Origin of the sequence: Streptomyces sp. NPDC060049, from assembly GCF_042736715.1 — a bacterium.
GTDB lineage: Bacteria > Actinomycetota > Actinomycetes > Streptomycetales > Streptomycetaceae > Streptomyces.
The window spans coordinates 148457-162544 of the sequence record NZ_JBHWVV010000003.1 but is presented as its reverse complement, the minus strand read 5'-3'; the positions used below and the strand labels follow the sequence as shown (position 1 = coordinate 162544).

General features: G+C 74.2%; 8 protein-coding genes and 1 tRNA gene. 2 read left to right on the top strand and 7 right to left on the bottom strand.

Going from position 1 to position 14088, the window contains the following annotated elements; translation table 11 throughout:
• Nucleotides 1-136: 136 nt before the first annotated feature.
• On the top strand, nt 137-1948 hold the full coding sequence (locus tag ACFWBY_RS06010; protein ID WP_385334375.1) for a putative bifunctional diguanylate cyclase/phosphodiesterase: 1812 nt from the start codon (nt 137-139) through the stop codon (nt 1946-1948).
• A gap of 79 nt (nt 1949-2027) precedes the next feature.
• Here ACFWBY_RS06010 and ACFWBY_RS06005 read toward each other — a convergent pair whose 3' ends face one another.
• Entirely contained in the window at nt 2028-3722 is a 1695-nt protein-coding gene (locus tag ACFWBY_RS06005) for a glycosyl hydrolase family 18 protein (RefSeq protein WP_385334373.1), read from the bottom strand.
• Between the two features lie 253 nt (nt 3723-3975).
• Nucleotides 3976-5130: an LLM class flavin-dependent oxidoreductase gene (locus tag ACFWBY_RS06000; protein WP_385334371.1), complete on the bottom strand. Its 1155-nt coding sequence runs from the start codon at nt 5128-5130 to the stop codon at nt 3976-3978.
• A 230-nt stretch (nt 5131-5360) separates the two neighbouring features.
• On the opposite strand from ACFWBY_RS06000, the gene ACFWBY_RS05995 reads away from it, so the two are divergent.
• Nucleotides 5361-6119, top strand: a complete 759-nt coding sequence (locus tag ACFWBY_RS05995) for an IclR family transcriptional regulator (RefSeq protein WP_385334369.1) — start codon at nt 5361-5363, stop codon at nt 6117-6119.
• Between the two features lie 109 nt (nt 6120-6228).
• On the opposite strand, the gene ACFWBY_RS05990 is transcribed toward ACFWBY_RS05995, so the two are convergent.
• From ACFWBY_RS05990 to ACFWBY_RS05970, 5 genes are all read right to left on the bottom strand, one after another.
• Nucleotides 6229-6302 (bottom strand) — tRNA-Lys (locus ACFWBY_RS05990).
• Nucleotides 6303-6387: 85 nt separating this feature from the next.
• The gene (locus tag ACFWBY_RS05985) at nt 6388-8061 is read right to left on the bottom strand and encodes an AMP-binding protein (protein WP_385334367.1); all 1674 of its coding nucleotides are present in this window, start codon (nt 8059-8061) and stop codon (nt 6388-6390) included.
• A 67-nt stretch (nt 8062-8128) separates the two neighbouring features.
• Nucleotides 8129-8743 (bottom strand): lytic polysaccharide monooxygenase, encoded by a 615-nt coding sequence (locus ACFWBY_RS05980; protein ID WP_385334365.1) that lies wholly within the window; start codon nt 8741-8743, stop codon nt 8129-8131.
• 230 nt (nt 8744-8973) lie between these two features.
• Nucleotides 8974-12669, bottom strand: a complete 3696-nt coding sequence (locus tag ACFWBY_RS05975) for an SPFH domain-containing protein (RefSeq protein ID WP_385334363.1) — start codon at nt 12667-12669, stop codon at nt 8974-8976.
• An 11-nt stretch (nt 12670-12680) separates the two neighbouring features.
• On the bottom strand, nt 12681-14036 hold the full coding sequence (locus ACFWBY_RS05970) for a peptidoglycan-binding protein (protein WP_385334474.1): 1356 nt from the start codon (nt 14034-14036) through the stop codon (nt 12681-12683).
• Nucleotides 14037-14088 lie beyond the last annotated feature (52 nt).

Sequence of the window (14088 nt, the reverse complement as noted above, 5' to 3'; positions counted from 1 at the left end):
CCGCTGGATAGGGCCGTCCGGCAGCCTCTATGATCGGCACACTTTCCTGCACGGACACTCACACGCACTGCGGGAGCCAACGGTGAGCGGAACCTCAGAAGGAACCGGTTCGGCGGCCGACAGCATCCGATCGGCCATGACGCAGCGTCACTCAGGACCGGCGGCGACAACCGCCCCGGACCGCGCCGAGCCCGCACCGCACGACCACCCGGTCGACCGGCCGGCCGACTGCCGGGCCGACTACCTGGCCGTCTTCGACGCGGCCCACCTCGCCTTGGCCGTCATCGACCGCTCCGGCCACGTCGTACGGGCCAACCCGGCCCTCGCCGGGCTGCTCGGCGCCGAGCAGCCCGACCTCGCCGGACAGTCCGCCGCCGACCTGGTGGACCTGGCCTCCGAGGCGCGCACCTGGCAGGCCTACCAGGAGGTGCTGCGCGGCCGCCAGGCCCGGCTGCGCTGCACCCGCCGGCTCAAGCACCCCGACGGGCACTCGCTGTGGACCGAGGTCACCCTCGGGCCGGTCGCAGGGACCGGCGACGTCCTGCTGTCCGTCGCCGACATCAGCGACCGGCGCGACCTCCAGGCCCGGCTGCGCCACCTCCAGATGCACGACCCCGTGACCCGGCTGCCCAACAGGGCGCTGTTCTTCGAGCGGCTGTCCGCCGCCCTGGAGGCCTCCTCGTACGAACAGGGCGGCACCGGCCGGATCGGGCTGTGCTACCTGGACCTCGACGGGTTCAAGGCGGTCAACGACACCCTCGGCCACCGGGTCGGCGACCGGCTGCTGACCGCCGTCGCCGCCCGGCTGACCCGCTGCGCCGACCAGTCCGGCTACGGTCGCGCCGGCGGGCACCTCGTGGCCCGGCTCGGCGGGGACGAGTTCGCCCTGCTGGTCGAGGACTCCACCGGCACCGAGGAGCTCGCCGACCTGGCGCGGAGCGTGCTGGCCGCCGTACAGGAGCCGTTCGACCTGGCCGGGCAGCGGCTGTCGGTGTCCGCGTCGATCGGAGTGGTGGAGCGGGCGGCCGCCGGCACGTCGGCGACCGGGCTGATGCAGGCCGCGGACACCACGCTGTACTGGGCCAAGGCCGACGGCAAGGCCCGCTGGACGCTCTTCGACCCGGAGCGCAACGCACACCGCATGACCCGCCAGGCCCTGTCCTCGACCTTGCGACCGGCCGTGGAGCGGGGCGAGTTCGCGCTGGAGTACCAGCCGCTGGTGGACCTGGAGAGCGGCGTCGTGCGCGGGGTGGAGGCCCTGGTGCGCTGGAACCACCCGCAGTTCGGCACGCTGACGCCGAATCGGTTCATCGCGATCGCCGAAGAGGACGGCTCCATCGTCCAGTTGGGCCGGTGGGTGCTGCGCACGGCGTGCCGGCAGGCGCGGCGCTGGCAGATCGAGCAGCCCAGCGACTCCCCCGTCTTCGTGTCCGTCAACGTGGCGGTGCGCCAGGTCTGGGACTCCGACCTGGTGGGCGACGTGGCCGGGATCCTCGCCGAGACCGGCCTGGCCCCCCAGCTGTTGCAGCTGGAACTCACGGAGTCGGCCGTGATGGGCTCGGCGGGGCGTCCGCTGCAGGCCTTGCAGGCGCTGAGCGACATGGGGGTGCGCATCGCCATCGACGACTTCGGCACCGGGTACTCCAACCTCGCCTACCTCAGCCGGCTGCCGGTCTCGGTGCTGAAGCTGGACGGCTCCTTCGTCCGGGGCTTCCGCTACGACGAGGGCTCCCATCCGAACCCGGCGGACGAGACGATCGTCGAGGCCCTGGTGCAGCTCGCGCACCGGCTGGGCCTGACGGTGACGGCGGAGTGCGTGGAGACGGCCGGCCAGGCGGCCCGGCTGCGCCGGGTCGGCTGCGACACGGGCCAGGGCTGGCTGTACTCCCGGGCGGTGGCGCCGGAGCTGATCGCCGAGATGATCGCCGCCCGCCCGCCCGGTTTTTGAGCCGGCGCAGGGACACGGCCGCCCCCGCCCCCGGGAAAGGGGCGGGGGCGGCCGGCGCTCGGCGCGGGGTGGGGGGAGATCAGCAGGCGCCGAGGTCCTTCCAGACACCCCATTCACCGGTGGTGCCGGGCACCTCGTTCTGCGTCCACCACTGGGCCTTCCACTTGTGGCCGTTGTGCGAGACCTCGTTGCCGCCGGTGTAGACGGTGCCCGCGACGTAGGCCGGAGCGGTGCAGCCCGTGGTGGGCGGCGTCGTCGGAGGCGTGGTCGGCGGGGTGGTCGGAGGCGTCGTGGGCGGGGTCGTCGGAGGCGTGGTCGGCGGCTGGGTGGTGCCGCCGAGGGAGTCCGAGATCTGGTTCAGCAGCGTGGCGTTGTTGTCCAGGCCGAGCAGGGAGTACATCATCGCGCCGGCCAGGCCGCGCTGCTTGCCGTAGTCGACCCGGGCCTGGATGGACTTCTGGTTGAGGCCGGTGAAGAACTCGCCGTCCTTGTAGAAGTACGAGGCCTTGGCCTGGTCGTCCCAGAAGGTGGTCGCCGGGTTGTCGACGATGCCGCCGAGCTCCTTGTAGTTGGCGATGCCGGCCTGCTGGCTGGTGGGCCGGGCCCCCGAGGGGCCGGTCGCCGTCTGGGCGAGGCCGTTGGTGGTCCCGGCGGGGACGCCCTTCCAGCCGCGGTAGTAGAACTCGTAGCCCAGGGTCAGCTTGTTGGCGGGGAAGCCGCCGGCGATGCCGTAGGCCGCGTTGCCGTCGATCCAGGAGTCGATGGCGTTCTTGATGCCGTACTTCTGGGTGCCCGGAGCGATCGGGTCGGTCGGGTCGGCCGCCGAGTTCAACAGCGGGGACTGGTGGTAGGTCGGTCCGTCGCCGTCCCAGGAGCCGTGCATGTCGTACGTCATGATGTTCGCGTAGTCGAGGTACGCGCCGATCTTGTCCGTCTCGATGTACTTGATCTTGTCCTGGCCGGCCGGGAGGGCCGAGGTCAGCAGGTACTTCTTGCCGCCGTTGGCCGTGCCGTAGGCGTCGAGCTGCTCGCGGAACTCCTTGAGCAGGAGCGTGAAGTTCTGCTTGTCCTCGGGGGCGTAGTGGTTGCCGAGGTGGCCGCCGGAGGAGCCCGGGTACTCCCAGTCGATGTCGATGCCGTCGAAGATGCCCGCCGCGCTGCCCGCGCCGCCGTAGCCGCCCTCGACCGGCAGGTTGCCCTTGATGTACTGGTCGATGCAGGAGGAGACGAGCTTCTTGCGGCTCGCGTCCGTCTTCGCCGCGTCGCTGAAGTACTTGGAGTACGTCCAGCCGCCGATCGAGATGTTGATCTTCAGGTTCGGGTACTTGGCCTTCAGCTGCTTGAACTGGTTGAAGACGCCGACGATCGGCTGGTCCCACTTGTCGGCGACCCCGCTGACGCTGTCGGCCGCGCTGAAGGACTTCTGGTAGTCGGCGTACGAATCGCCCGCACCGTCACCGGCGTTGGGGTTGTTGTCGTCACCCGCCGCCTTGTTCGCCTCGAAACAGGTGAGGTTGGTGGGGTGGATGTTGCCGAAGGAGTAGTTGATGACATCGAGCTTGCTCGCTATGCCACGGGTGTCGAGGTGCTTGGGATAGAAGGCGCTCCCGTACACGCTCCACTGGTCGTAGTAGGCGATCTTGACGCTGCCGGCCGCGGCCGTGGTCGACGATTCGGCCGCCGAGGCGGTGCCGAGCCCCGCGAAGGTGGCCATCGCTCCGGCTGCCAGCGCGGCCGTGGCGGCGGCCGCGATGAGGGGTTTACGGATGTGCATGAACTGCCTCCGGGGGGTGGGAGGTGAGGGCAAGAGTTCGGGTGGGAGTAGTGATAGCGATCACTCCGGGCCCGAGTCAATGGTTTGGACCAAAGAAGGACTAGACCACTCACCGGCCAGATCCCCACGTCAGGGACTTGAGGGCGCACCAAAAATCGCTCGCCACCCAGGGTGACGAGCGACTTAAGGTTGCCTTCAGCTATCCCCGCGCAAGGTTTCGGCAACAAACCAGCCAAACCCCGTTCGTCTGCGATCAGAGCCGCTCGGGGTCCTCCCCCGGCATCCCGTACGCATCTGCGACGAGCCCGTACGAGCGCAACCTCGCCTCCCCGCCATGGGCGTTGGCCGTCAGCATCAGCTCGTCGGCGCCGGTCCGCGCCGCCAGGTCGTCGAGCCCGGCACGCACTTCGTCCGGGGTCCCGTGGACCACGCTGGTGAGCCGGTCGTCCACGAACTCCCGCTCCAGCGGCGTGTACGGGTACGCCGCCGCCTCCTCGGGCGTCGGGACCAGCCCGGGGCGGCCGCTGCGCAGCCGCAGCATCGACAGGGCGCCCGTCAGCACCTGCGCGCGCGCCTCGACGGCCGAGTCCGCGGCCAGGGCCGCGACCCCGATGAGGGCGTACGGGGCGTCCAGGACGGCCGAGGGCCGGAAGGACTCCCGGTAGAGGTCGAGGGCGGGCAGGGTTCCGGCCGGGGAGAAGTGGTGCGCGTAGGCGAAGGGCAGCCCGAGCGCGCCGGCCAGCCGCGCGCTGAAGCCCGAGGAGCCCAGCAGCCACACCGGCGGCCGTCCCGCGGGGCCCTGCACGGGCCCCGGGACGGCGTGCACGCGGGCGTACGGGTGCCCGTCGGGGAAGTCGTCGTCGAGGAAGCGGATCAGCTCCGCGAGCCGGCTCGGGAACTCGTCCACGGCCTCGTCCCGGCGCCCGGGCCCGCGCAGCGCGGCGGCCGTGTGCCCGTCGGTGCCGGGCGCGCGTCCGAGGCCGAGGTCGATCCGGCCCGGCGCGAGGGCCTCCAGGGTGCCGAACTGCTCCGCGATAGCGAGCGGGGCGTGGTTGGGCAGCATGACCCCTCCCGAGCCGAGTCGGATCCGGGAGGTGTGGGCGGCGAGGTGGGCGAGGATCACGGCCGGCGAGGAGCTGGCCACGCCGGGCATGGAGTGGTGCTCGGCGACCCAGTGGCGGTGGTAGCCGCGCGCCTCGGCGAGGCGGGCCATGTCGACGCTGGTGCGCAGGGAGGCGTGGGCGGTGCTGCCGGCGCCCACGGTGACGAGGTCGAGCACCGAGAGCGGGACCGGGGCCCGGCCGTGCGCGGTCCCGTGGATCGCCCCGCCGGAGCGGTCCCGGGGGGCGGCCGCGGCCCCGTCCCGCGTGCGGCTCTCCTGTCGACCCGCGTCTCCGGTGTCACTCATCGTCGCTCCCGCTCCACTTCGCCCGTCCGTACGAAGAATCCGAACGGTGGGGGCGGGGCGGGCATTCCCGGCGCAGTCGGACACCGCTCGTGACCTTGGCATATGCCAGAGGAGTAGATCCAGGCAGAGCGGTGTGATTGAGCCATCAATCTCATCAACAGACGCTCCACATGGGCCTCTTGATGGCTATCGTGTTAAGGCAAGCGGTAACAACCTGCTAGGGGGAAACCGTGGCGCTGAAGCCCGAGCCGACCGCGCCGTTCCACTCGGTGCAGTACGCCCTGCGCGTACTCGAAACGGTCGCCCGCCATACCGGCGGCGTGACCGATGTACAGATCGCGCGTGAGACCGGCCTGCCCGCGGTCCATCTCGCGCCGATGCTCCTCATGCTGCGCCGGGAGGGATATGTCCTGCAGGTGTCCGACGGCGCCTACGCCATAGGGGACTCCCTCGTCCTGCTCGGCTCCGGTGTGGACCGCAAGCAAGCCCTGCAGGACAAGCTCCAGGAGACCCTGGACCGGCTGCGGGACTCCGTGGGGGCGGCGGTCTACATCAGCCGGTACGTGGACGGCGAAGTGCGCATCACGCAGTTCGCGGACAGCCCGCGCACTCCGAAGGTGCACGAGTGGGTCGACTTCCGCTCGGCGGCGCACGCCAGCGCGGTGGGCAAGTGCCTGCTGACCCAGCTCGACCAGAACGGGCGGCGCGACCACCTCTCCCGGCACAAGATCGCCCGGCTGACGTCGAAGACGATCGTGAACGAGCGGATCCTCTTCTCGAAGCTCGACAGCCAGCCGGCCACGGTGCCCGTCCTCGACCTCCAGGAGTACGCGGTGGGCACGGTCTGCGCGGCCGTCCCGATCACCGCCGGAGCCTCGGTGGGCTGCCTGGCCCTGTCACTGCCGGTCGAGCACGCCCACCGGCTGCGGGCCGCGGCCGACGCCCTGAACCGGAAGGCCGCGCCGCTGCTGCTGTCGCTCACCCTTTGAGCGGCGGGGCGACGGGGCGAGCCGCAGCATGGGCGCGCCCGGGTCCTGACCCGGCCCGGAAAACACTTCGGGCGGTTCCCGGTGAACCGGAAACCGCCCGAAGGACAGGTGCGCCGCCAGGGACTCGAACCCCGGACCCGCTGATTAAGAGTCAGCTGCTCTAACCAACTGAGCTAGCGGCGCCTGCTGACAGAGAAAATACTACCCGGTCCTCCGGGGTGCTCAAAACCAAGGGACCGCGGGCCCGACGAGGTCCGAAAGGGACGGCCTAGCGGCCCAGTAGTTCGGCCCGTCCCTGGGCCTCGTAGGAGGCCAGGAGGGCCGCCAGGTCGGCCTGGCCCAGGAGCCGGTAGGCGCTCTCGCCCGGCGGGCGCCACCAGACCGGGTCCGGGGTGTCGAAGCCCTCGCGGCGCAGGGAGACGCGGTGGACCTTGTTCGTCGCCGTGGTCGGCATGGCGCCGACGATCCGTACGTAGCGCGGGGCCATTTTCGTGCCGAGGTCCGGCTGGACGCCGAGGAAGGCCCCGAAGCCCTCCGGCGAGAAGACGGCCCCCTCCCGCAGGGCGACGGCCGCCATGACCTGGTCGCCCGCCACCGCGTCCGGTACGGCGTACACGGCGACCGCGGCGGCCCGGGCCCAGCGGGCGAGGATGTTCTCGATCACCGCCGCCGCCAGGTTCTCGCTGTCGACGCGCAGGCGGTCGTCCGTGCGCCCCGCGAAGTAGAGGAAGCCGTCCGCGTCGCGGAAGAAGAGGTCGCCGGTCCAGTACCAGCCGTCGCGGGTGCGGGCCGCCTCCGCGTCGGGGTTGCGCCAGTAGCCCTCGAAGAGGCTGCGGCCCTTGTTGACCAGCTCGCCGATGGCCTCGGAGCCGTTGAGGAGCCGGCCCTGCGCGTCCAGGGCGGCCGGCGGGCACTCCCGGCCCGTCCGCGGGTCGATCACGGCGAGGTCGTCGCCCGCGCCCGCGCGGCCGAGGGCTCCGGGCGGGGTGTCCGGGGTGCGCTGGACGGAGGCGCCGCCCTCGGTGGCCCCGTAGCCCTCGACGAGCCGGACCCCGAAGCGTTCGGCGAAGCGCGCCGCGTCGACCGCGCCGGCCTCGGTGCCGAAACCGAGGCGCAGGGTGTGCGTACGGTCGTCGGGGCGCGGCGGGGTGGCGAGGAGGTACTGGACGGCACGGCCGACGTAGGTGAAGTACGTCGCCCCGTAGGTCCGTACGTCGTCCAGGAACGCGGAGGCCGAGAAGCGGCGGCGCAGCGCCACGGCGGCCCCGCCGGCGAGGGCCGGCAGCCAGTCGGCGATGACGGCGTTGCCGTGGAAGAGGGGCATGCAGACGTAGTGGACGTCGTCCGGGGTGACCGAAAAGTGCCGGGCGAGCGAGGCTCCGGCGCCGGCGAGCCGGCCCTGCGTGCAGATCGCGGCCTTGGGGGCGCCGGTGGAGCCGGAGGTGAAGTAGAGGAGCAGCCGGGAGGCCGGGCCGGGGCCCGCGCCGAGGACGGCCTCGCCGGGCTTCGCGCCGGCGTAGGGGGCGAGCAGGGTTTCGTACTCCTCGGTGTCCGTGACCAGGAGCCGCACGCCCGGTAGGTCGAGGCCGCGCAGCAGTGGCAGGTGGGTGCGCTCGGTGACCAGGATCCGGCAGTCGGTGTGGAGGATGTCGCGGGCGAGCTCGGGACCGCGCCGGGTGGGGTTGATCCCGGCTACGGCGGCCCCGGCGAGGGCCGCCGCGCCGAGCCAGAAGGGGAACTCGGGGGTGTTGTCGAGCAGCACCCCGATGTGCGGCTCCGCCCCCGGCGGCAGCAGGTCGACGAGGAGCGCGGCGCGCGCCGCGGCCTCCCGGGCGGTCCGGTGGTGGCTGAGTACGCCGTCGGCGTGCTTCAGGCCGGCCCGGTGGTCGCCCCATTGGCGCGCGATGAGCTCCGCGACGGTTTCGGGTGTCGTCGTCCGCATGCCGCCGGAGGATAGCTGACGTTTCGTCAGAATTGAACGCCGCACCGGCGGGCCCGGGGGCCGGCGGTCAGAACTGGACGTCCGAGCAGGAGTAGAAGGCGTTCACCGTGTCGTTGACCGTCCAGACGGCGAGGATCAGGTGCCGGCCGGTCTTGCCGCTCGGCATGGCGCCCTGGTGGACGGTGGTCATGGCGGGCCGGGCGCCGTTGTAGGCGACCGTGAGGAAGGGCTGCGGATCGAGGTCGGCACGGGTCAGGGGCTTGTTCGGGTTCCAGCCGTTCTTCGTGACGTAGTACCGGAAGTCGGTGGTCGAGTGGTTCGCGGTGAACTGCCAGCGGAAGCCGTAGCTCTGCCCGCTGGTCACGGGGGTGGCGGGCCAGGCGCCGCCGCGCGGGTCGTCGAGCTGCGCGAACTCCGTGTGGTTGGCCGAACATATGCGGCCGTCGGCGGGGCCGGCCGCCGGGAAGCCCTTGGGGCCCTCGACGCTCTGGGGCTCCCACTGGATCGGGCCGCAGTCGGCGACGGTCTTGTTGGCGCAGAGCTTCTGGCGGCTGATGGGGGTGTCGGTGTAGCCGTGGCCGGTCGCGGTGGGGGCCGTGACGAGCGCGAGGGCGGCGACGACGCCGAGGCCGACGGCGGTCGCGGCGGCCTGCTGGGATCTGGGCATGCGGAAGGAACGCATGATGCTCCTTGAACGTGGGGGGATGTCCGGGGAGAGCGTGCGCACGCGTGGGGATGGACCGGGCCGGCGGCGGTCACCGGCACGGTCCGTTCGCGAAACTCTTAGGTCTAGACCAAGTCCCACAGTATTGACGGGAGTTGGCCATGTCCATACCAACGGAAGAACGGGTGGACCGGTCCGACCCGGATCCACCCGTTCCCGTGGCGCGGCCGAGGCGGCCGCAGGGTCCCCTACTCCGCGCGGCCCGTGTAGAAGGCGACGGTCAGGTCCTTCACCAGCGCCTTGCGCTCGTAGTCGTCGAGCTCCACGAGCCCGCGCGAGGTGAGGCGGTGGACGGTGTCGTCCACCGCGTCGACCACCGAGGTCAGGACCGTGTCACGGTGCTTGGCGTCGATCGCCGCGACCCGGCGCCGCCGCATGGCGTCCGCGACCTCGGGGGCGTACTCGATCCGGGTCGGCTGCGCCGAGAACACCTCCACGCCGACCGCCTCCGTCTCGGCCGCCAGCATCCGGGTCAGCGCGTCACCGACGGCTTCGGCGTCGCGCAGGGTCGGGGCGTCCTCGTGGAAGGCGTCGGCGGGCAGCTGCGACAGGACGCGGGCCATGGCCGATTCGACCTGCTCGGCGAGGTAGTCGACGTGGTCCGCGACGGCCAGGGTCGCGCGGGCGGTGTCCTTGACCTGCCAGACGACCTGGACGACGACTTGGAGGGCCAGGCCGCCCGAATCGACGGCGGGCATCGGATCGCTGCGCCAGTGCCGAAGCCGTACGTCGACCCGCCGGCGCAGGAGCAGGGGGCTGATCCAGGTCAGGCCGGAGCGGCGTACGGTGCCCCGGTAACGGCCGAAGAGCGTGAGCACCCAGGCGTGGCCGGCCCGGCTCCTACCCAGTCCACCGAGGGCGAGCAGGACGACGACGCCGAGGAAGGCGAGCGGGGGCCAGAACCGGGCCTGCAGACCGCGATAGGGGCGGGGCTCCGCGCCGAACGCCAGGGCGAGGGCGTCGGGGACGGCCCCGGCCCGCCAGAGCACGCCGACGCAGCCGGCCAAGGCGAGGGCGCCGACGGCCACGCCGATCCAGCCCGGCAGCACCGGGCCGCGGTGCTCGCGGAGCCGGTCGTCCCCGCGCGGTACGCGGCGGCCGGGCGCGGACCGGGCGGCCGCGACACCCGCTCGGGCCGGAGCCCCGGCGCGGGTCGCCCCGAGCCCTCGCGGCGCCTGCGGCTGGGCGGCGCCCCGGAACGGCAGGTGCACCGGCACCTGGCTCACCGCGACCCCGCGGACCGCCGCGACCCGGGGCAGGTCCTGCGTATCGTCGTCCATCCGCGCCACGGCCCGCGCGACGACCTCAGCGGCCCCGGGCGCGTGCCCGGGCCCCGGTACGGTCCGGGAAGACTCCGGGGCACCGGCACCGGCACCGTACGCGGACTCCGCGTCCGCTCCGCGCCGTGACCCGGGGGCGGCGTCCTCGGCCTCGGCCGCGGCCGAGGGACCGCCGGCGGCGGCGGCCTGACCCTCGCGCGTGGCCGGCCCGGCGGGCTGCTCGCCGTCGCGACGGCCCGGGGCGGCGAGCCCCGGGGCAACGGCATCGGTCCGGCCGCGGTCCGGCCCGGCGGGCTGTTCACCGTCGCGACGGCCCGGGGAGGCGAGCCCCGGGGCAACGGCACCGGCGGCCTTGCGGTCCGGCCCGGCGGGCTGTTCGCCGTCGCGACGGCCCGGGGCAACGGCATCGGTCCGGCCGCGGTCCGGCCCGGCGGGCGGCTCGCCGTCGCGACGGCCCGGGGAGGCGAGCCCCGAGGCACCGGCGGCCTTGCGGTCCGGCACGGCGGGCTGCTCGGCGGGACCGGCGTAGGAGTCGGCCGGACGCCCCGCTTCGATGTCGAAGACGAGCCCGGCGGCACCACGCGGCGGAGCGCCGTCAGCTGCGCTGCCCGAACGGCCGTGTCCACCGTGGGCGGCGCCCTGGCTCCGGTCCGGGGCCGGCATACCGCCCGCGCCGACCGGTTCCCGGACTGCTCCGGCGGGCACGGGCACGGACCGGAACTGGTCCCGCACGTAGGCCCGGTCGGCCGGATCACCGCCCGCACGGGCCCGAAGCCCGGACCCGGGAACGGAGCCGGCGTCCGCATCGGCCGACTCGCCGACGCGGGCGTCGGCGTCGGCGTCGGCGTTGCGGAACCCACCTCGCGCCGGCACGGCAGCGTCCGGCTCCCCGGCGGGCACGGGCACCAGCACCGGCCACTCCGGATCCTGCGCGGCGCGCTCACCGCCGCGCGCTCCCTCCGGGTCGGGCCCGGACACACGGGCGTGGTCCGCCCCCACGGGCGGCTCGGGCCGCCGCGAGGCGGCTACGGCACGCGAGGCAGGATCCGCGGCGACGGAGCGGAAGTCGGCGCGTGCTGCCGCGCCTTGGACACCGGGCTCGTCACCGGCGGAGCCGTGCTCGGCCCACGCCTCCGGGCCCGGGAAGCCGCGCTCCCCGTCCGCGAAGCCGTGCTCCGCCCGAGCCGCCACGTCCGGGAAGCCGCGCTCCTCGTCCGCGAAGCCGCGCTCCGCCCGAGCCACCACGTCCGGGAAGCCGTGCTCCCCGTCCGCGAAGCCGTGCTCCGCCCGAGCCACCACGTCCGGGAAGCCGGGTCCGGGCGCCGGGCTGGGCTGCCGCGCGAAGGCGTCGTCGCCCTGGGGCTCGCCGGAGGACGTGTGCGCGGCGGCGGGCCGGTACTCGGCCCGCGCGGGCGGCGCGGTGGTGGCACCGGCCGGTTCGGCTCCGCCGCCGACCGGTGCCGGTGACGGCGCCGGCACCGTCAGGTCGTGCGCGGCGGACGGACCGCCGTGGCCCGACTGTCGGCCGGCCCCGGATGCCCCGGGCGGCGGTACGCGGTCCGCCGCGGCGGACGGGTGGGCGGCGGGCTCGGGGGCGGGAGCCCCGACGGGCAGGTCATCCTGCCGGGCGGCCCCCGCGCCGGGGCGCTGCCAGGCCGGTCCGGTGACCGGCGGGGCGGGGGGCCGGGCAGTGTCCCGCGGGTGGGGGCGGTCCGAGTCCTGCGGGTGGGGGCGGGCGGTTTCGGCGCCGGGGTGCCGCGACCGAAGGCCGGCGGCGGCGTGGGCCGACTCCTCCTGCGGGTGCGGGATGTCCACCCGTGCCGCCGGTACGTCGCGGCGCGCGGCCTCCGCCGCCCACGAGGGTCGCCCGTGCCCGGCACCCGACGCCACCGGACCGCCCGCGTCCCGGCCTTCTGCGCGCACCTGCCCCGCCATACTCGCGTCCGCGCCGGATGCACCGGATGCACCGGATACGCAGTCGACCGCGATCGGCCCGTCGGCGTCCCGCCGACCGACCGGGGCCTCCGTGGGCCGGCCCGCGCCCACACCGGGTACGTCGAGTACGCCGAGTACGCCGTCGCCCGCGCCAACGGCCGCGGCCGGCCCGTCGGCGTCCCGGCCCGCGTGGCCTACGCGCACGGAGCCCGGCGCCGGCTCGGTGGCCGCCCGCCCGTGCGGGGCGCCTGCGGGGAGGTGACCCTGCGGGTCCCTGCCCTCGGTGCTTGCCTGCGTCGACCGGGTCGCCTCCGCGGCTGGTACGTCGCTCCGCGGGGCCTGCGCCGCGACCGGGCCGCCCGCTTCGCGGTGCGCGGCCACGGCGGCCACGGCAGCCTCGGTGACGGGGTGCCCGTGCGTGATGTCCGCCGCGGCCGGGCCCTGCGGGTCTCGGGCACGGGCCCACGTCCGTGCCGGGTGGTCGTCGGCCGTGGCCGGGACGGGGCCGGGGGGCGTGACCTGGTGGGCGGCGGGTGGTGTCGGGGGCGCCGGCCAGGACGTCGGGGCGGACCACTCGGTGGCGGTGCGGTCGGACGGGGCCGGGGTCGGGGCCGGGCGTGGGGGGATGTGGAAGGTGCCCGTGGTCGAGGTGGTGCGCGTGGGGTACATCGTTGCCTCCGTCATGCGAACAGCCGGCGCCAGGTTTCCGGGCCCGGATAGCCGTCGGCCTCGGCGCCGCGCCAGCCTTGGGCGCGTTGGAAGGCCTCGACGTTGCGGCGGTCGGTCTCGCCCCAGCGGGGGCCCGGCCCGGACGTGTAGTTCTTGCCGAAGCCCTTCTTCACCAACTGGCGGCCGAGGGCGGTGATGGACGGGTGGGAGACGCCCCGACGGAACGTCGCGGCTCCCGGGTAGGCGGGTTTGCCCGCCGGGCCCCGTACGCCCGCCGTCGGCGGGATGTCCTTGCCCTGGTTCTGGGCGAGCAGCCGCCAGGTCTGCGCGCCGGGGATGCCGTCGGCCTCGGCGCCCGTCCAGCCCTGGGCGCGCTGGAAGGCCTGGGTCGCCTGCCGGTCGGAGTCGGTCCACCGGGTGCTGACGCCCTGCGGGTAGAAGCGGAGGCCGCCCCGGTCGGAGAGCATCCGGCCGAGCTGGGCGACGTAGGCGTTGTTCGCGCCCGGCCCGAACTTCGACGCCCCGGGGAAGGTCGCGGAGACGGCGGGCGTGCCGCCCGGCGCCGGCGGGTCGCCGGCGGGGGGGTCGCCGGCCGGGGGGGCGGGAACGACTCCGCCCGGCACCCCGTTGAACCGGTACGGGACGTACTTCACGGAGTTGTTCCAGTAGCCGTAGGGCGTGGCCTGGCGCCGTGTCGTCGGCCGCGTCTGCTCGTAGGCGACGTAATGCGTCCGCGTCTCGTCCGCCCAGCCGCCGAAGAGCACCACGTGCGAGCCCTTGTTGGGGTCGGCCGGATTGTGGAAGAGCAGCATGTCCCCGGGGAGCAGCTCTTCCTTCGTGATCCGGGTCGCGAACTTGTCGAGGCTGCCGGTCCACTCGTTCGTGCCGAGGTTCCAGGCCATGGAGACGTAGCCGGAGCAGTCCTGGCGGTAACCGTCCGACCAGTACTCGGACATGCTGTAGGGGACCTGCGCGTCCAGCCACAGCTTCGCCCGGTTGACGATCGTCGCCCGGTCGACGCGCTTCACCGCCGAGGGCGCTCCGGGTCGGCCGGCCGGTTTGGCGGGCTTGCCCTTCTTCGGTCCGTGCAGCGGTGCCCGGTCGCCCTGCGGCGAGCCCGGGTCGTCCAGCGCCACCGTGCCGCCGGGGCCCGGTGTGGTCACCGCGGCCGCCGCTCCGCCGCCGCCGAGGACCACCCCCGCGGCGGTGGCCAGGACCAGCGCCCGGCGGGCTCCGCGCGCGGCGGGGTGGCCGCCGTCACGCAGCGGTATGGCCCGGGAGCGGGCGAGCGTGCGCCGGCGCTGGGCGCAGCCGCGGCACGGGCAGTCGCCGGCGGGCTCGTACTCCTCGAAGGCGGGCATCGGCATCGGCGCCGGCGTGGCCGTGGCTGTCTGCGTCGCTTCGTCCACGTGCGTCGGA